Raw genomic sequence first — 19,895 nt, 5'->3', positions numbered from 1 at the left:
GTTTGTTGGGTTAGTGATTCTACATTTGCTTTCCAAAAATACGGTTGACAAATGATTTTACAAGAACGAATTCAATTAATGGCCCGCTTGGGGGAATATATGCTGGGAAAGGATGAAGCATGGATGGAAGTTCGTGAACGTGCCTATCGTGAAAATGCCTGGTTTATTCCTGAATTCCAGGATTTGGCTATTCAACAGATTGCTACTCATTTTCTTCAACCCGACCTGCTTCAGCAATGGGCAGTATATTATGGTGTAAAAGATACTCCCGCAAACCCACATACCGTTGGTATTGTGATGGCAGGAAATATTCCACTAGTTGGCTTTCATGATTTTCTGGCAGTTTTTATCAGTGGGCATCCCATGGTCATTAAAACTTCCTCTAAAGATGAATGGCTCATCAAACACCTGGTTAAAAAACTTTACGAATGGGAAATCACCATTCAGAACCAGGTATCCTTTGCAGAGCAGTTAAAAGGCTGTGATGCATATATAGCTACCGGCTCTAATAATGCAGGCAGGTATTTTGAATACTATTTTGGAAAATACCCGAATATCATCCGTAAAAACAGGACCTCAGTAGCTGTGTTGGATGGTAGTGAAACGAAAGAGGAGTTAAGTCTGTTGGCAGATGACATACAACGTTATTTCGGACTCGGATGCAGGAATATTACGCAGTTATATGTACCCGAAAGTTATGATTTCGTACCTATTTTACATGAATTGAAGCGATACGAGTACCTGATGGATTACCACAAATACAAACACAATTACGATTACCACCTGGCATTATTAATCATGGGTAATAAATACTACATGAACAATGATTCATTAGTATTAACCGAAAATATCTCTCCATTCTCGCCGGTTAGCCAGGTTCACTACCAATTTTACAAGGATAAGGAGGCCCTGACAAAAATGCTTTCCGAAAACCAGGATATTCAGTGTGTGGTTGGACATGGCTTTATTCCAATAGGTCAGGCACAAAGTCCTGGCTTAACAGATTATGCCGACGGTGTTGATACTATGGCATTTTTGCAGCATTTATGACAATAATTCGCTATAGACAAGAGACCATGGACCATAGACCATAGTCGATAGACCATAGTAAAAGACCGTGGACCATTGTCTATCACTATGCGCCAAGCCTCCCCTACAACCCAGGTTCGCATTATTGGGTAGTGGTACAGTTTGAAAATTAGTTGCTTTTACGGTCAAGCAAAGAAGTATTATCTTTGTATTATGGCAAAAGCAAAAAGACCATCCGACCCCAATAAGAGGGCTAAATCAATAGTAGATATAGCCACAGGACAAACACCCGATAATATTTCAAAAGAGGCTATTAGTGCTGCCGCCGCCGCTTTGGGTAGAAAAGGTGGGCTGAAAGGTGGGCCAGCAAGAGCCGCCAAACTATCCCCTAAAAAAAGGTCTGAAATAGCCAAAAAAGCCGCCGCCGCCCGGTGGGGTAATAAAGAAGATTAATTCGGTCAAGCATTAAATCGGTTTGATTTATTATTTTGGGTTGGTAATTCCACCAATGAAGCCCGTATTCCCTCGAATAAACAATGCCATAAGGTTCACAATAGAATACTACACGGCTCAACGTGTTTATGCTCATTACGAGAAGTTTAGTAAGAAGTCCCGTATTATTGTTTCACCTGATACCTTAGATACATATTACGATTTGGTATTTACTTGTCATTCTCAAATGGAAGATGAGATATACCAAGTGATAAATACCACTAATGAAAACACACAAGTATATGTATTTGAGGAATTAGACTTATGGCTACAAGATGTTCGTATAAGTTCTATAAATGAAAGTTGGTTATTAAATGAGATAGATGCCTATAATGATAGGGCTAATGAGAAATTCACAAAAGAAGTAGAAAAGAAAGAAACGGACTTTATTAACTCATCCGAGTATTACCGAGATCACAATACAGAGTATCAAATAACTACGCCAGATTATATTGGGGTTTTATCAGGAAATTTTACCCTTGCTAAGACTAAAACAATAAGGCATAGTAAGTTCTTTTGTATTGAAGATGAAGCAGAACTAATAGACTGGAATAATGAATTTAGGGAATATTATCTCAATCTTCTAAATAAGATTGTTTCCAGTTTTATCAACACCGTCAGCCCTTTAGTCAATCGGTATAAAGAAGGGAAAATAGTACCCATAAATACTATTGTTATTGAGAAGCAAAAACTAATAGAACAAGAGCCATCGGAATTTATTGTACCAGCCCATACAAAGATTAAAATGGATTTATCGGTAGCTGAACTAACATATTTGTTTAAATTATTGCAAGAATCGCATATGATTAGTCAGACTACTTGTGAAGAATTATTCCGTCTGATTTCAAAAAATTTTTCCTCTAAAAAATCTGAAAATATTAGTATTAATTCCATTAGAAAAAAATACTACCCTGAAAAAATATCCAAAGAATTAGAAGAGCGGGATGCTGCTGCCGCATTTTGGGTACAAAAGTTCAATAAATGGGTAGAAAAGATAAAAAAGTAATTGAGTTCAATTAATTGATAACCAATATACTTTGGGGGGACTGTCCCCCTTTGTCCTCCTAAAAGTCTGCCATCCTGTCGCTAATCTTGCACTATCAGAAATAAAAAAGCCCTTCCCGGTAAAGAAAGAGGCTTAATTATTTTGGAAGTGTTCTCCTAAATGGTAAAGGTGCGGTCTGTAACACCGTGGTCGGCACGACTTGTGGGTTCGATTCCCGCCGCTTCCGCAGTAAAATTAAACAATGCCTGTGAATACAGCGTAAAAAAAGTAAAAAATATTTTGCTAAATGCTTGTTCGGTCAAGCATAATTAGTATATTTGAATTATGAACACGTTACCTATACAAAAGAAAGCACAGATAGTAAGCCTCTTAGTTGAGGGTACAAGTTTGAGAGCAGCTACCCGCATTACGGGTGTATCTCGAACAACTATATTAAAGTTCCTTGTAGACTTAGGTAAAGCGTGTCAATTATTCCATGATGAAACAGTTAAGGGCGTAAAGTCTGAACGTGTACAGTGCGATGAAATTTGGTCATTTGTAGGCTGCAAGGAAAAGGCTAAAAACAATGGTGCGGGTGGTCATGGTGATGTATGGACATGGGTGGGATTAGATGCAGATACAAAACTGGTTGTTTCATGGCTTGTGGGTGATAGAGATGCGGATGCAGCGTGTTCCTTTATGTATGATTTACGGGACAGATTATCTAACAGAGTACAATTAACAACAGACGGACATAAAGCCTATTTAGTAGCTGTGGAAAGAGCATTTGAATATGATATAGACTACGCTATGCTTATTAAAATGTACGGTAGCCCTGATGGAGCAAGCGATAATGAAAGAAGGTACAGCCCCGCTACTTGTACAGGTGCAAAGAAAACCCGTGTAATGGGAGAGCCTAATAAGAAGTTTATATCTACATCTTACGTTGAAAGGCAAAACTTAACTATGCGTATGCACATGAGAAGATTTACAAGACTTACCAATGCTTTCAGCAAGAAAGTAGAAAATCATTGCTATGCTATTGCCCTGCACTTTGTTTATTACAACTTCTGCAAAATACATCAGTCATTAAGCGTAACACCTGCTATGCAAGCGGGATTAACTAAAAGGCCTATGACTATTGAGGATATAGTGAAATTAGTACCCGAACCAATAGTAGGTAAAAGAGGAACATATAAGAAAAGTATAGTTTAATATGTCTTACCTACGTGAGTCATAAGGTTCTTTTTCTTGTTTTCAATGGATCATTTAGAATATTTCCCTCACTGGTCTGCCTCCGTAATGAATTACCAAAGTTTCTAACGCTGTTTTTATTTTAGCCGCCCATTCATCGTTCAATTTTAAGTCCCCGCTTATTATGGTAAACGGTATATATCGCTGCAAAAAATCTGCTTTATTTACTGGCTGTCGAAATATTAATTCAAATTTGTAATCATAGGGGGATGATTCAGATTTTTTCCCTTCTCCTTTAGTTACTTCAACTCGCAATACATTTTTAATTGGGAGAGAATCTATCCTTTCTCGTAAAAACTTTCCTCTTGGTTGCGTTGTGCTATCCTTAATAGTAAATGTTTGTGTTATTACAACCATTTTAGTACCAGAAAATGAATATTGGTAAGTTTGATAATCGTATGGCTTATTTGCACGAATGGAATACATCATTTTTTGGTAGTCAAAAATGTCATAAGAGTGGGTAAAATACTTATTTAAGTAATAAACAAGCCAATCCTCTGTTTCTGCTTTATTTTGGCAATAAGATGCAAGTGAAAACAAGAATAAAACGAAGGTTAATAGGTGTTTCATAAAATGTATTAAACCCTACGTCCCGGCGGGATAGCACATAAAAATAGCGTGGGACATTATTAACTACCGCTTTTCAGGTACTTGGCAGAACCCGCAGACAATAGCCATAAGCCCACGCCGTAGCGTGAGCGTTTATAGGCTTTTTTCTTGTCTGCTTTTTTTGACTGCCAAGTTTTGAAAAGCAAGAAATAGCTAAAACGCTAAAAAGTTCAGGGTAAATGTAATATTTTGACCTGAAAACACGGTTTATGAAGTTCTCTTACGCAGAGGTATTTACTACTGAAAAGGATAAAATGCAGGAATTAGACAGCTTTTTAGAACAGTTGTCTATAAAATACCCAATAGAATTTGAGAAAGAAATCTATAAAAATCAAACCTTTATGGCGTTAGGAATATGGGGTAGTGATATAAAGTATAACCCATCCCCTGAAATGGGTATAAACATAGAAAAAGAGATATACGCTAAGTTGTGCCAGTTGTGGGAGGTTCGAGTGAAGAGGATTTAAAAACGACCGTGTTAGGGTCTTTCCCCATCCAATCAAATACAATCTTTTGTAAAACCCCAGTTCCTAAGCACAAGCAACTACCGTCTTGAAATTTAAGCGCAATAGGGGAATCGGGTATTTCTATATTTTGACGTTCCATGTTAATTAAAGTTTTATTTTCAAACTGTACCACTACCCATTATTGCATGGCTTAGCCAGTTTGCGGATAATTCGTTAGCTTTAACATTGGCTTTCCTCTCGATCTACGAGGATTGCCGTAAAACATTTGTTAAATACTGTCAGAGGTATACTGTCAATTAAACAGCTTTGTTTATTTGCTGTCTGAAAGGCATATTATTTGATCCAATTAGATTATTCAAATCATTAAAAGACCATGCATTATGAATCTTAAGAACATTTTAGCCGTGGTTGCCATAAGCGCCACCACTGCTGTCCTCAGTGTTTGGGGTTTTAGCAAATACAACGATTACCAACGAGCAGGCATACAGGAATCCGGAAAGCTACCGGTGAACTATGCTGGTTTTTTTGATAAAAACAATAATATGGCGGCTGCGATTGATTTTACGCCAGCAGCTACCAGTGCTACCCCTGCGGTGGTGCACATAAAAACAAAAACCAAAGCTCGCCAGGTTAGTAATACACAACGTCAGCGTAGTAATCCTTTTGCCGATTTATTTGGTGACGATTTTGGTGATTTCTTTGGTGGTCCACGTGTTATTCCAGAGCAACGCGCAAGCGGTAGTGGTGTATTGATTACTGAAGATGGATACATCATTACCAATAACCACGTTGTTGATGGTGCTGATGAAATCAACGTTACGCTGGCCAATAAGAAATCTTATAAAGCCACTTTAATTGGTACAGATCCAAGCAGCGATATCGCTGTAATTAAGGTTGAAGGGAAAGCCCTTCCATACTTAGTATATGGAAATAGTGATGAAGTAAAACTTGGGCAATGGGTATTGGCAATTGGATATCCTTTAAATCTTGATGCCACTGTAACCGCCGGTATTGTAAGTGCAAAATCAAGATCAATCGGTATCAACAGCCGCCAAAGTCAAAGTCCGGTTGAATCATTTATTCAAACAGATGCTGCAGTTAACTCTGGTAATAGTGGTGGTGCCCTCATTAATACTTCAGGAGAATTAATCGGTATTAATTCAGCCATTGCATCTCCTACTGGTTCTTATGCTGGTTATTCTTATGCAATTCCTGTTAATATCGTTAAGAAAATAGTTACCGATATCGTAAAATTTGGTACAGTTCAACGAGCTTTTATAGGTATTAATTACCCTAGTGAAAATCTTTCAGACGATCAGTTACGTGAACTGGAAAAAGAACTGGGCACCTCAATTAAAGAAGGAGAAGGTGTTATTATCACAGGAGTACCTGATGGCGGTGCCGCTGCCGCTGCTGGTTTGAAAAAAGGTGACCTTGTTACCAAAGTAAATGGAAATGTAGTTACTAATGGACCTGAATTACAAGAACAGGTTGCTTTATATAAGCCGGGCGATAAAATATCTGTGAGTTATAAAAGAGGCGGAAAAGAAAACACCGTAAACATTACCCTGAAAAACAAAGTTGGTACTACTGAAGTAGTAAAATCTACTTCTGCTCTTGAACAACTGGGTGGCGAATTGGAAACCATTGATAAAAGTCTTGCTGCTGCAAATGAAATCAAAGGTGGTGTCCGTGTTAAAAAAGTAGGAACAGGATTATTAAGCAAAAGCAAAATGCAGGATGGATTTGTTATAACTGGCGTAAATGGACGTGAAGTAAAAACAGTTGCAGAACTTCAGGAAGTATTATCTTCTGTTAAGAGCGGTGTTGTTAGACTTGAAGGTATTTATCCTGGATTTGAAGGAAGTTATACTTACCCGTTAAATTTATCAAGAGAATAATTCCTCCCAAAAAAGCTATAAAAAAAAGCGAATGAAGTAAGTTCATTCGCTTTTTTTATGTCAATATTGTTTGATATAGACTAAATAATCGCCCGGTAATAATTCAAAACTTTCTGCATTTGAAAAATGATATTGAATTCCGGAGAACAGGTTAACATAGCTTCCCTCCAACCATTCATGTGAAATAGGTATGGTGCATTTTTCCTGTTCTGACAAATTCAACAACACCAGTACCTGATTATGTTCTTTCCGTCTGAAATAGGCCATTGCGGGTGCCGCCTCAACAGGAAGTATGAATGTTTCTCCTCCAGTAATTGCGGCATTCGATTTTCGCATTTGCAATAATGTTTGATAGAACGATTGTAAGATTGGTTCCTTATGCCATTCAATCTGATCTTTATCAAAGAATGCCAGTCGTTTCATATTGGGATTTTCCTGTCCACTATATATCAGTGGTATTCCTTGCCAGGTACAGGTAAATACGGCCCATGCTTTGGCGCAAAGACCATACTTTTCATATTCGGTACCGTTCCAGCTATTTTCATCGTGGTTACTGGTAAAAAATAATTTACTTGCTCCTACAGGGTATTGTGAATAGGCATGTAATACTTCATGTAGTTGATGTAAACCTGTTTCACCTTTTACAAATTTTTCCGTTGTGTGCATCCACCACCATGCATAACTGGTATCAAATGCATTATGATAATTCACTTCTTCACATTCTGCCAGCCAGTAACCAGGTTTTATTGCGTCGCAGCATGCCCTTGCTTCCATCCAGAAATCGAGTGGAACAAGATGTGCCATATCACATCGAAAACCATCAATATCAAACTCTTTCAACCAATATTGCATTGCTTCAACCATTGCCGTGCGCATGGCCTCCTGGTTAAAATCGAGATCAATCACATCTTTCCATCCGTTTCTTTCAGTGAAATTACCCAACTCATCTTTTATATACCATTCAGGATGTTCTTTCGTCCAGTGATGGTCATAGCCAGTATGGTTCGCCACCCAATCAATAATAACCCGCATACCTAACGCATGCGCTTCATTGATCAATGAACGAAAATCATGTTCGTTACCGAATTCCGGATTAATGCGGGTATAACTGCTACAAGCATAATAACTGCCAAGTGTACCTTGTCTTTCTTCTATACTTATTGGAGTAACAGGCATTAACCAGAGTATATCTACCCCCATATCCTTTAATCTTGGAAGATGCTTACTAAAAGCTGTAAATGTTCCTTCTGATGTATACTGTCTGATATTGACTTCATAGATCGAAGCAGATTCGGCCCAGGGCACTGGTTTAAAGCTATGACTCATTTTACGATGATACTGATTTTTAGGGAAAATCAGGTATTTATAGGTATTGTCAATGCTTTAAGGGCTTAATAGAATTGTTCATTAAAAATTCTTGGATAAAAAAAGTTAAGTATCGCATCATCGAAAGGGTAAACCTATTGAATTACATAAGTCAGAACAGTTAGATTGTACTTCCTTAACAGTTATTGCCTGTTATAAAAACCCAGATGAGCCCAAAGATGTCATCAAAAACAGGCTTTGAGCTGTGGGCCATGAGCTTCATGATACGGGTATGATGGAACGCAGATCTTCATGATTTTCAAGATTTATCATGATAGATCTTGAAAATCATGAAGATCCGTGTTCTATTAATAGCAGACTGTGCGTTTTCGGCTATCAAATATTTATTTAAGTCACTGATTTTAAATTATCTAATTCGCAGGTCCCCTTCGTATATTCCATTAAAAGCAGAAAGCCAATTAAAGCACCAACTAGGCCTGCAGCTTGCAGCTTGTAGCATGCAGCCAAATTTCCCCGGACAGCAATGGAATTGAACGCTAATCTACGCAACCCTTCTTTGAAACATCTGAAAAATAACACTCAATAATACTACTACCAAAGCACCCACTACATTCAACCATAAAAATCCAAGTCCGATAATATTGTATTTATCCAGCAGAAAACATGCAATCACAACACATTCTCCAAGAATGGCGGCGGCAAATACCGCATTTGCTTTTACTTGTTTCAGGTAGAATGCTACTAAAAATATACCCAATATCACCCCATAAAACAGGGAGCCCAATACATTCACCGCTTCAATAAGACTACCCATACCAGAGGCAAACTCTGCAGTGATGATACAGAATATACCCCATGCCAGTGTATAGTAACGCGATTGTTTATACTCGCGGGCCGATTGTACAAGATTGCTATTATCACTTTCAATGCCCCTTAGCCTTTGATGAAAATCAATCATGGTACAGGATGCCAGCGAGTTCAATGCTGCTGCAATAGAACCCCAGGCCGCAAGAAAAATAATGGCAATCAATAATCCAACCAATCCTTTTGGTAAATAGTCGACCACAAAACGAAGAAATATATAATTGGTATCGTTTGTATCTGACCCTGGACTTGCCTTAGCCAACACTTTTTTATACTTATCCTGAATGGTGACCAGTTTTTTCGCCCCAATGGTGATACTGTCTTTATACAATTCATTCATTTCAATAGCATACAACTTGCTCCACTCCTGCTGTTTAAGTTGATGGGTATTGAATTCATTTTTCAAACCAGCCAGTTCATCTTTATAGCTTGTTTGCATGGCCTTTTCTTCCACCGCTTTATTAAAAAATACTGGTGATGGATTGAACTGATAAAAAGTAAATAATAAAGCTCCTAATAAAAGTATAAGAAACTGCATCGGCACTTTTACCAAACCATTCATCAATAACCCCACCCTGCTTTCTGTAGTATTTTTTGCAGTAAGGTATCTACCCACTTGTGACTGGTCTGTACCGAAATAAGATAAGGCAAGAAAAAAACCACCAATTACACCACTAATAAGGTTATACCTGTCTTTCCAGTCGAACCCGTTTTCTGTTATCCCGGTTGTAATTACATTTAGTTTTCCTGTAGCACCACTAACTTTCAATGCTTCACTAAACCCAACTCCTTCAGGCAGATAATCAACTATCAGGTATCCGGCCACAAACATTCCGCCGAAGATGATTAATAACTGTAATTGCTGTGTATAGGCTACTGCTTTTGCTCCTCCGGTTACTGTATAAATTATCAGCATGCCCCCCATAACTATATTCGTCCAGAATATATCCCAACCCATCAGCGACGACAGAATGATAGAGGGTGCGTATATGCTTATTCCAGTGGAAAGTCCACGGGATAATAAAAACAGAAAGGAAGTAAAAGTTCTTGTTTTGAGATCAAATCTTTTTTCCAGAAACTCGTAGGCAGTAAAGAGCTTGAGTTTATTGAACAAAGGAACGAATGTGATACAAAGAATTATCATTGCCAATGGCAGACCAAAATAATATTGCACAAAGCGCATCCCATCTGTAAATGCCTGACCTGGAGCAGATAAAAATGTAATGGCACTTGCCTGTGTACCCATGATGCTTAACAATACCAGGTACCAGGGCATAGTTCTATCACTCAAAAAATATCCTTCGAGATTTTTGCTTGTCCTGCTCTTATATAAACCGTAGGTAATAATAGCCACCAATGTAACTACCAATACAATCCAGTCTGTTTTACTCATGCGTAATTTTTAGTAAGCCATTGAAAAAAAACAATCAGCCCGATAAGTACCAATAAGACCAGTAAATACCAGCCATTCCAGCTCTTAAAAAGGGGGATTTTTTCTTTGTTTTCCATTTGCTTAAATTATCTGTTTCGAATTAAACTTCCTGCAAATAAACCGAGTGCCAATCCTATCAATAGACCGATACGAACATTTTTAATCAGTAATCCAAGTCCAACTCCGATAATAACAATTGTAAATATTCCGATTTGTCTTCTTTGCTTCATACATTAATGCTTAGGCATTGCGATAAGGTTTGCCAGTATTTTAAATGCCCCAGGATTTCCTGCAGGTAATTGCCTGAACATCACCAAACTTACATAGGCGAAATTACCTTTCCCATGTGCTGCTGTAATCAAGCTTCCACTGCTGGCTTTTTCTCCCTTGTCATTCATAGATAATGGAGCCTGATAACGGCTATCTGCCTGATCAGCCTGATAGGTACTACGCTCTTGTACCCAATCATAAAAATCGGCATCCGTTATTTTATTGGGTGTATTTAATACAGGATGATCCGGCAAAGCAAACCTAACTTCTGCATCTTCCTCCGTAACACGATTGGTTGAAATCTGGAAGGGGTATGGACCTATTTTAGGTGATGGAACTCCTCCCTGGTTTCGGTTATATTGAACAATCAGGTTGCCTCCATTTTCAACATAGCGCATCATCACATCATATTTTCCGGTAAGCCAGTCGTGCAGGTTATATGCACGTACTCCGGTAATAATTGCATCGAACTGATTGAGGTTCTCATTGGTTAAATCAGCATCATCTAATTCTTTCACTTCATAGCCTAATTGTCTGAGTGCTTCTGGTATTACATCTCCTGATCCAGGTATATAACCCACTTTTTTACCTTTTACCTTAATTTCTTCTTTTACTATTTTGATGTGATCACGAAATGCGTAATTGATATTGGGTATATGATCATAACGAATAGACTTAAAATAATCTGAAAAGTTCAGGGTTTTTCCTTGTGGCGATATAATAGACATAGTAGCTTCAAGATATTGTGCTGCTGCGTTAGGATTATATACTGTAGCAAGTGGAATATCGATGATTTCACGTTGTCCTTTTACATAATCTCTTTTCTCCCGGCTGATTACAGGTTTAATTTTTTCCTGTCTGATATTCAGGGATGTGGTGACTTGTTTCTGGGAGAAATTCGAACGATAAACAACATGCAACATTGAATCTGCCCTGTTTTTTCCATTCTCTTCTTTTACATTCAACAATACCACTGAAGGACTCATATACAACTCTATGTTTGGCACAATGATAAAGGGCTGGTATAACTCGCCTCTTTCGGCATCTACATATTTATACATGACTGGTCTTTGAACCTGGAATTTCACTCCTTCGATTTCAATATCGAACCATACGGTAAATAAAGGATCGTTCCAGGCTTTGCCGATCTCTTGCTGGTCTTCAACCACAAACATGCCATCGGTAGTTTTTGTTTTGCGAAGCCAGTAGGGTTGGGTCTGGTCTGAACCTTTGTCAGGAATGAGTATATGCGTGTATTGGTAATTTTTATTTTTTTCTGCCACCTGCATCACCACTGAATCTTTTTGTCGATCAAACCGCATAGATCTGATGGTTAGGTTTACATCGCTTCTTTTATTCACAAAAAAATTGACCTTTACGCTATCTCCCATCAAGGCTGTTTCCTGTTGTGTAAAAGCTTCAGCAAATAACCCGGACGCATACTCAATAATTTCCTGTATCTCCTTTAGTTTCTGGGTTCTCCATGGGCCTGACGGCAATTTGCTCATCATTAATTTATATACCTGTACCAATTGCGGAACAGATTTCTCGGGTTTCCTGAAATCGTATTGCGCCAGTATATCATCAATGCCATGTTGAATTTGCGCAAGTGGAGAATCTATTGACAACTGTATGGTTGTCTCTTTACCAGACCCATTTGTAAACACAACTGTTTTATCATGTTTAAGCCTTGACCAGCCTGTATTAATTCCATCCATGAGGTCTGATACAGCAGAATCACCGGCGACATGTGCAAAATATTCAAATACCTCCCCTCTGCGTCTTGGCCGACCCTCCGCCTGACTTTTATGCATGCTTCTTGCTTCTCCTCCCAGTTCACCATAACTTTTGCCAAGTAATGGATTATAAGCACCAACTTCTATTTTTAATTGATTTTCGCTGATTGTATTGTTTCTTCCAAAATTGAAAGTGTTCCACAATAACCTTTTGGCGCGCCATGGTTTTAAGCCGTATCTAAACTGTTCCGGAAACTTTGTACTGTCTGCTGCAGCCTTATACGCTTCTTCTGCAATGATTGCAGATGCGGCATGGTGACCATGTCCGGCTCTTGCATCAGGCGGGAACCTTGCAATAATGATATCAGGTTGTAATGATCGTATCATCCATACTGCATCAGCCAACACCTCTGTTCGGTTCCAAACCCTTAATGCTTCCTCAGAACTTTTACTGAATCCAAATTCATATGCCCTGGTGAAATATTGTTCAGATCCATCAATGGCTCTAGCGGCAAGCAGCTCCTGAGTCCTGATCATGCCTAATTCAATCCCCTGTTCAGGACCAATCAGGTTTTGTCCACCGTCACCTCTTGTAAGACTTAAGTATGCGGTTCGATATAGCTTTTCTTTTGCGAGATAAGGTAAAAGACCGTTGTTTTCATCGTCTGGATGTGCTGCCAGATACAAAACAGAGCCAAGTACATTCAATTTCTTGATCTGCTGGTAAATATCTGCGGCATTTGCCGTAACAGGTACGATCTGACCATAGATAATGCTAAAACCCAGCAACCCCGATAAAAGCAGTATACATTTTTTTTTCATACGACAGGAATGGTGCTAACGAAGATAAAGGCTGGAAGATGATATGCCGCACCATTTATAGAAAAAATCAAAGCTTGCAGTTATTGCTTCAAGCTGCGGGCTGCAAGCTACACGCCTTGATTGGTGCTTATTTTAGGCTTTCTGCTGTTATTGGCATAAATAATAGGGTTTGCAAATTTGTTTTGCAAACCCTACTTAAAAGAAATATTCCATTACCACATTTACGCTTGTTCATATTTTAATTAATAATAAAAAAAGCTTGCAGCCTGAAGCCTGTGGCCTGCAGCTATTATAGCTTCAACAACACCGCCCTTACAGCCCTATAATGGCTCCAGGGTATGAAATGGTTTGCACCGGGGAGTGTTAAGGTGTCGATGCTACGGGCATTTTTAAATTGTTTAACAGCGTAGTCGAGGTTGGCATAAGGTACAAGAATGTCTTTGTTGCCATGCACAACAAATATTCTTGAGCGCACATTACCCATTTTTGGCGCAAGTAATTTGAGGTCTTTTTTCAGGAACCATAATTCCTCATTGGATGGCCGCATTGCTCCCGGTACTAAAAATTTAAGTGGATTATTCATGAATAAAGGGCGCCATCTTTCTGGCGTTTCCAATGCCGGATCAATTGAACCGGCAAGGATAACTAATGCATCGAAATAATCTGGTCTGTCAACGGCCATCTGAACAATCAACGGACCACCAAGGGAATGTCCCACGAGGTAAACAGGGCGGTGATTCTTTTCTTTAACAAAAAGCGCATTGATGATCATCGATTGGTCCTGCAGGTTCAATGCATCCCTAAAATCACTGTATCCAAAACCTGGTCGATCAACAGAAATCATCCTGTATTTCCGGAGTAATAAAGAATCGCGCATATAGCTTTCGAAAGCATCCCATGAACCAGGCGAACCATGAACGAATACAATGGTTGGGAGACTATCATTCCCAGTTTTCACATAATGCAGTGTTCGTCCATTTACTTTCAGTCTTTGGATATCCAGGGGAACGCCAGCTTTTCTGAATTTCTCTAAAGCGGTTTCATCACTCATCCTGAATTTCATGCAACTCTCCCCTACTATTACCCATGTCAACAGTACCAGCACTAAAACAACCCCGGTTGTTTTCATAACCTTTTTAAATTTTTTCTGACGCATGGTATTTAAAAAAGGCCGTCCAGTTAATTTGGGACGGCCTTTTTATTTATTGTCCTACAAGGAAAACAGCATTTGCCATTAAAAGTTTTCCATTCTCCCAGAAATTCCTGAACAATGGATTTTCAGCAAGAAAAACTACAGATCCTGAACCCATATTCTGCACACCGAACAGCATACCGTCTTTGAGTCTGTTTTTCACTTTTGTTCCTGCAACGCCTGTTACGTAAGCTTCTTTTTTAAGCACGCCTACATTCCAGCCACCTTTCATAAACTCATACAGATTACCATCTTGTTTGAGTGTATAATAGAAGTCGGGATAACCAAATCCGAGTGGATGGGTATTATCAAGGTCAACTTTAAATATAGCCCCTGGAATCGCATTAGGTAAATAGGAGCGATCTCTTTCACCATACTTTTTCACATCAACATAATCTCCTTTTTCTTCTTCTTTATCTGATTTTGTTTTCAATCCGAATTCAGCAGCCATGGCAGAAACAGAACCTTCCATGGCAATTATTTTACCACCACCACGCACAAAATCTTTTAATCGGTCAGCACCCGATTTTTCACCCAATGAGCGGAAATAGCCATCAGGAGCAATTATTACATTAAAATCTTTCAGGTTCATGCGTCCAAGATCACTTCCATTGATCAATGTAATTGGATAGTCGAGCATTCTTTCAAAATAATGCCATACTTCTCCTGCACCCAAAGAAGAGGCCTGATCGCCGGTTAATAAAGCTACTTTGGGAGCTTCACTGATGTTTTTAATATCTGAAGAACCAAAGTCTGCTCCCTGATCCATAAAGCCTGTTTCAACCACATCTGCCTGCACACCAAATTTCATACATGCACCATTGGTAATATCATTCCAATTAACAGTACCATTTCCTGTTTTAAGTACAATCAAAGTACCTCTGTCATAGTTTTTATTCTTATAACGGAATGGCTTTTCTGCAAAACGAACTTTAATATGCTGTTTCAGTAATTCAGCCAATAGTTTGGCACTATTGAAAGAGGTATAAGGAATTAATAAACCATAGCTTGAATTCACTTTATTTACAACGGGTTGTTTCCAGTCGTTGCCCAAATCAAGTTTTTCTTTAACCGCATATCCTTTTACACCATAGGCATAGGGCAATGACCATGTTGTGATATCGTAGGTATTGGAATCATTCACAATTGTTTTTGGTTCCAGCAAAACCTTTGCCATCACAGCTTTTGGCTGGTAGGCACTTACTGCTATATTAAATCCTTCATCCGTAAAGTTTTCATCCTTTCCGGTAAAATAATTGAAGCCTCGGAAATTTTTATTGCTTACTGTTCCCCATTGAATACCATTTTTTTCAAGTAACTCAATAACCGGATTTAGTTTGTGTGGATCTGAAGCAGTTAATACATAGGTCTTGTACTCCCCTACTTTACCGGACCTTCCATCATCAAAATATTTCTTAAACTCCGACATCAATTTCTCGTGATTACGGCTTGAAGTTTCAACAGTTGATAACCCTGTAGTAAAATGATGCGTTGCCCTATCTACCAATGTAAGCGTATCCCCATCAGCAGTAACAACACCTAAACCACCCCTGCTATGTCCACCCTGTTCATAGGTCATACCAATAGCCCCATTATAAATTGGGTAACTATCGCCATATGCAGGGTATAGCAAATCGAAACTTTCTTTGGTAAAAAACAACCAACCGTTTTTATCAAAATATGATGCATTATTTCTTCCAATCAGTTCCTGGAAGTCGCGTTGCCAGGTGGTAATTACTTCATGAAAAGGTTGGGCTGCAGGTGCAAAATAATAAGGTGAGTTATATCCCTGTTCATGAAAATCAACATGGACCTGTGGCAGCCATGCGTTGTATTTTTTAATTCGTTGCTGTGTTTCTACCTGTGTTTGCCATGCCCAATCGCGGTTCAGGTCGAAATTATAGTGATTGCTACGACCACCTGGCCATGGCTCAGCATGTTCTCTTGCCATCGGATGTACATTCATGTTATTTCCAACCATTGAATTAAACCAGTTAACATAGCGGTCGCGGCCATCCGGATTAATACAAGGATCAATAACAACGATGGTATTTTTTAACCATTCTTTGGTTTGGGTATTGGCAGGATCAGTAAGAGCATGTATCATCAGTAATGCAGCTTCTGAAGAGGAAGGTTCATTACCATGTACATTATAACTGAGCCAAACAATACCTGGGGCTCCGTTTATTACTGGCGCGGCTTTATCTTTAGCTATGCCTGCCAGACGGAGATTATTTAATCGAATTGATTCCAGTTTTTGGATATTTTCTGGCGTACCTACAAATGCCAACAGTAGTTCCCTTCCTTCGTTGGTAAGTCCGTATTGTTCAAGCTTAACCATGTCTGGTCTGGCTTTGGCAACAGCATTGAAGTACTCAACAATTTTATGGTGTCTTGTATAACGTGTTCCGATTTTATATCCCAGGTAGGATTCAGGACTCGGAACGTTTTGTGCAAAAGATGCCGAAATAAGCATCAAAAAAGAAAGTAAGGAGATAATTGGTTTCATATATGCTAAAATGTGTTGTGAAAGTAGGGAAGAATACAGGTATCTGACAAGAATCGGGTATTTTTTATCGACAGAAGGTGCTGAATGGATCAGGTCTCTGGTAAATGTGTTAATTTTCTGCCATGAAAAAATGGTGGATTATTCCGTTAATCGGTTGTGCTTCTTTGTCTGTGTCGGCACAAAATATTCCTTCGATTGTAGGAAAAGGGAAAGCTATTGACCCTTATAAGTATTCCATTGTCAAAAAAGCCAATTACCAAAAGGCTGCAGTTTCCAGTGCACACCCCCTGGCCAGTCAGGTAGGTGCCATGATTATGAAACAGGGAGGCAATGCTTTTGATGCAGCAATAGCTACACAATTAGCTTTAGCAGTAGTATATCCTGCTGCCGGAAATATCGGTGGTGGCGGATTTTTACTTGCACGAAAAAAAGATGGTGAATTAATCGGGCTCGATTACCGCGAAGCAGCACCTGAGGCCTCTAATAGAGATATGTACCTGGATGAAAAAGGAAATGCCAGGATTGCCTTATCCCAGAATGGCCACCTCGCATCTGGTATACCAGGAACGGTGGCCGGATTATTTGCTACCCTACCCTATGCCAAATTATCTTTTGCCCGTTTGATACAACCTGCAATAGACCTTGCAGAAAAAGGATTTACCCTAACAGAAAGAGAAGCTTTATCACTGAATAGTGTTAGGGAATCAATACAGAAATACAGCACAAGGCCAACGGCATTTATTAAAGCCGAAAAATGGAAAGCTGGTGATACACTATACCAAAAAGAACTTGCTGCAACTTTAAAAAGAATGCAGAAAGATGGCGCACAGGGTTTTTACGGTGGTGAAACAGCAAAACTGATTGTTGAAGAAATGCAGCGTGGTAAAGGCATCATTACTTATGATGACCTGAAAAACTATACAGCAAAATTGAGAGAGCCCATCCGTTTTGATTACAGGGGGCACCATATCATCAGCTTTTCACCTCCAAGCAGCGGTGGAATATTGATTGCTCAGATGCTGAAAATGATCGAGAAATATCCGGTTAATGCTTATGGATTTCAAACTGCTAAAAGTGTGCAGTTAATGATTGAAGCAGAAAGAAGGGCTTATGCCGATCGCGCAGAACACCTTGGCGACCCTGATTTCTGGGATGTTCCTGTTGATAGCCTCATTAGCGAGCATTACCTCACCCAACGAATGGCAGATTACAACCCAGACAAAGCAGGAAATAGCACACAAGTAAAAGCCGGACTTATCCAACAAAGCGAAGAAACAACCCACCTAAGTATTATTGATGCACAGGGTAACCTCGTTGCTATCACCACTACACTGAATGGTGGATATGGAAGCAGAACCGTGGTTGGTGGTGCTGGTTTTTTTCTCAATAATGAGATGGATGATTTTAGCGTTAAACCCGGTGTACCAAATATGTATGGCGCACTTGGCGGGGAAGCCAATGCTATTGTGCCAGGCAAAAGGATGCTAAGTTCTATGACCCCTACCCTTGTGCTTAAAAACAACAAACCCTACCTAACCATTGGAACACCAGGAGGAACAACCATCCCTACTTCTGTTTTTCAGGCATTGGTAAACCTGATTGATTTCAGGATGGACCTCGACAATGCCATCAATAAACCCAAATTCCACCACCAATGGTTTCCTGATGAGGTATCTATTGAAAGAGATTTTCTACAGGATACCAGAAAACAATTGGAAGCAATGGGGTATAAAATAAAAGAAAGAAATCCTATAGGAAGAACGGAAGGCATCAGAATTCTGACAACCGGACTTCGTGAAGCGGTGGCAGATAAAAGAGGTGATGATTCAGTGGCAGGATTTTAATATAAAAATTTGAAACTAATATGCATTTCGAAGCTGGCTTTTTGAAAGACTCCATCAAGAGATTCAAATACTATAAGGAACTGGGCGACCATACATTTGCCCAGTTGGAAGAAAAAGACTTCTTTTTTCAACCTTCTGCTGAAAGCAATACCATAGCTGTAATTGTGCAGCATATGTATGGTAATATGCTGAGCCGCTGGACAAATTTCCTAACAGAAGACGGAGAAAAAGAGTGGCGTAAAAGAGATGCCGAATTTGAAAACACTCCCCTAAGTAAGGAAGATGTTCTTTCCTTTTGGAATGAAGGTTGGAACTGCCTTTTAAAAACATTGGAAAGTCTTCAACCGGAAGACCTGATGAAAACAGTTACCATTCGTACAGAGCCCCTCACGGTATATGATGCTATACTCAGGCAATTAGCACACTATCCTTATCATGTAGGTCAGATTGTTTACGTTGGCAGAATGATTCGGGATACCGACTGGAAATCGCTGAGCATTCCTAAAGGTGAAAGCCTTAGCTATCTTGCATCTGTAAAAGCCGCCCAAAAATAATTTCCTATTAAATAAATATTCATGCAATCTCCTGCCCGGATTATCAGTACAGAGATCTTATCAGACAATTGGTACCTATTAAAAAAGATACACTACGAAATTCAAGAGAACAATGGTAATTGGAAAAAACAGGTTAGAGAGGTTTATGACAGAGGCAATGGAGCAACCATCTTGCTTTACAATAAACTTCAACAAACTGTTGTATTAACCCGGCAGTTCAGGCTGCCCAGTTTTGTGAATGGAAATGATCATGGAATGCTGATAGAAACCTGTGCAGGATTACTGGACCATGATAACCCTGAAGATTGTATAAGACGTGAAACCGAGGAAGAAACAGGTTACCAGGTAACAGATGTAAAAAAGGTATTTGAAGCGTATATGTCTCCCGGATCAGTTACAGAAATACTTTATTTCTTCGTGGCTGCTTATAATAAAGACATGAAAGTATCCGATGGTGGTGGGGTGGCTGAAGAACAGGAACATATAGAAGTGCTGGAACTACCATTCAGAAAAGCACTTGAAATGATTGAATCTGGTGAAATAAAAGATGGAAAAACCATCATGCTGCTTCAATACGCAGCTATAAATCGACTTTTTGACCATAATTAA

General features: G+C 39.2%; 16 protein-coding genes and 1 tRNA gene. 10 read left to right on the top strand and 7 right to left on the bottom strand.

The window, feature by feature from the left end:
* The first annotated feature begins 51 nt into the window (after window positions 1–51).
* The 5 genes from ACH30E_RS05350 (at window position 52) to ACH30E_RS05330 (ending at window position 3,721) form a co-directional block, all read left to right on the top strand.
* On the top strand, window positions 52–1,050 hold the full coding sequence (locus ACH30E_RS05350) for an acyl-CoA reductase (protein WP_490823958.1): 999 nt from the start codon (window positions 52–54) through the stop codon (window positions 1,048–1,050).
* Between the two features lie 192 nt (window positions 1,051–1,242).
* Window positions 1,243–1,482: a hypothetical protein gene (locus ACH30E_RS05345; protein WP_490823957.1), complete on the top strand. Its 240-nt coding sequence runs from the start codon at window positions 1,243–1,245 to the stop codon at window positions 1,480–1,482.
* A gap of 55 nt (window positions 1,483–1,537) precedes the next feature.
* Window positions 1,538–2,527, top strand: a complete 990-nt coding sequence (locus ACH30E_RS05340) for a hypothetical protein (RefSeq protein ID WP_490823956.1) — start codon at window positions 1,538–1,540, stop codon at window positions 2,525–2,527.
* Window positions 2,528–2,670: 143 nt separating this feature from the next.
* Window positions 2,671–2,753, top strand: a tRNA-Tyr gene (locus tag ACH30E_RS05335).
* 98 nt (window positions 2,754–2,851) lie between these two features.
* Window positions 2,852–3,721, top strand: coding sequence for an IS1 family transposase (locus tag ACH30E_RS05330; RefSeq protein ID WP_490823955.1), 870 nt, complete (start codon window positions 2,852–2,854; stop codon window positions 3,719–3,721).
* A 54-nt stretch (window positions 3,722–3,775) separates the two neighbouring features.
* Here the strand turns inward: ACH30E_RS05330 and ACH30E_RS05325 are convergent, their stop codons facing one another.
* Entirely contained in the window at window positions 3,776–4,330 is a 555-nt protein-coding gene (locus tag ACH30E_RS05325; protein ID WP_490823954.1) for a hypothetical protein, read from the bottom strand.
* Window positions 4,331–4,578: 248 nt separating this feature from the next.
* Between ACH30E_RS05325 and ACH30E_RS05320 the strand changes: the two genes are divergently transcribed.
* Together ACH30E_RS05320 and ACH30E_RS05315 are read left to right on the top strand one after the other, a co-directional pair.
* Entirely contained in the window at window positions 4,579–4,836 is a 258-nt protein-coding gene (locus tag ACH30E_RS05320; protein WP_490823953.1) for a hypothetical protein, read from the top strand.
* Window positions 4,837–5,216: 380 nt separating this feature from the next.
* On the top strand, window positions 5,217–6,737 hold the full coding sequence (locus ACH30E_RS05315; protein ID WP_490823952.1) for a trypsin-like peptidase domain-containing protein: 1,521 nt from the start codon (window positions 5,217–5,219) through the stop codon (window positions 6,735–6,737).
* A gap of 60 nt (window positions 6,738–6,797) precedes the next feature.
* Here the strand turns inward: ACH30E_RS05315 and ACH30E_RS05310 are convergent, their stop codons facing one another.
* From ACH30E_RS05310 to ACH30E_RS05285, 6 genes are all read right to left on the bottom strand, one after another.
* Window positions 6,798–8,063: an alpha-amylase family glycosyl hydrolase gene (locus tag ACH30E_RS05310; RefSeq protein ID WP_490823951.1), complete on the bottom strand. Its 1,266-nt coding sequence runs from the start codon at window positions 8,061–8,063 to the stop codon at window positions 6,798–6,800.
* Between the two features lie 541 nt (window positions 8,064–8,604).
* Entirely contained in the window at window positions 8,605–10,320 is a 1,716-nt protein-coding gene (locus tag ACH30E_RS05305; RefSeq protein ID WP_294992596.1) for a sodium:solute symporter family protein, read from the bottom strand.
* A gap of 125 nt (window positions 10,321–10,445) precedes the next feature.
* The gene (locus ACH30E_RS05300) at window positions 10,446–10,589 is read right to left on the bottom strand and encodes a hypothetical protein (RefSeq protein WP_294992599.1); all 144 of its coding nucleotides are present in this window, start codon (window positions 10,587–10,589) and stop codon (window positions 10,446–10,448) included.
* Between the two features lie 3 nt (window positions 10,590–10,592).
* Window positions 10,593–13,187, bottom strand: coding sequence for a PIG-L family deacetylase (locus ACH30E_RS05295; RefSeq protein WP_490823950.1), 2,595 nt, complete (start codon window positions 13,185–13,187; stop codon window positions 10,593–10,595).
* A 289-nt stretch (window positions 13,188–13,476) separates the two neighbouring features.
* Window positions 13,477–14,316 (bottom strand): alpha/beta fold hydrolase, encoded by an 840-nt coding sequence (locus ACH30E_RS05290; RefSeq protein WP_490823949.1) that lies wholly within the window; start codon window positions 14,314–14,316, stop codon window positions 13,477–13,479.
* Window positions 14,317–14,389: 73 nt separating this feature from the next.
* Window positions 14,390–16,888, bottom strand: coding sequence for a M14 metallopeptidase family protein (locus tag ACH30E_RS05285; RefSeq protein ID WP_490823948.1), 2,499 nt, complete (start codon window positions 16,886–16,888; stop codon window positions 14,390–14,392).
* A gap of 122 nt (window positions 16,889–17,010) precedes the next feature.
* Between ACH30E_RS05285 and ggt the strand changes: the two genes are divergently transcribed.
* The 3 genes from ggt to nudK are packed head-to-tail and all read left to right on the top strand — an operon-like array spanning window position 17,011 to window position 19,895.
* Window positions 17,011–18,732, top strand: coding sequence for a gamma-glutamyltransferase (ggt, locus tag ACH30E_RS05280; RefSeq protein ID WP_490823947.1), 1,722 nt, complete (start codon window positions 17,011–17,013; stop codon window positions 18,730–18,732).
* A gap of 20 nt (window positions 18,733–18,752) precedes the next feature.
* Complete coding sequence (locus ACH30E_RS05275) at window positions 18,753–19,286, top strand: DUF1572 family protein (protein WP_294992612.1); 534 nt, start codon at window positions 18,753–18,755, stop codon at window positions 19,284–19,286.
* 21 nt (window positions 19,287–19,307) lie between these two features.
* On the top strand, window positions 19,308–19,895 hold the full coding sequence (nudK, locus tag ACH30E_RS05270; RefSeq protein WP_490823946.1) for a GDP-mannose pyrophosphatase NudK: 588 nt from the start codon (window positions 19,308–19,310) through the stop codon (window positions 19,893–19,895).

This window comes from Sediminibacterium sp. FW305-C-61, from assembly GCF_058231065.1.
Note: the sequence above shows the minus strand (reverse complement) of the source record. Positions and strands in the feature narration are given on the sequence as shown.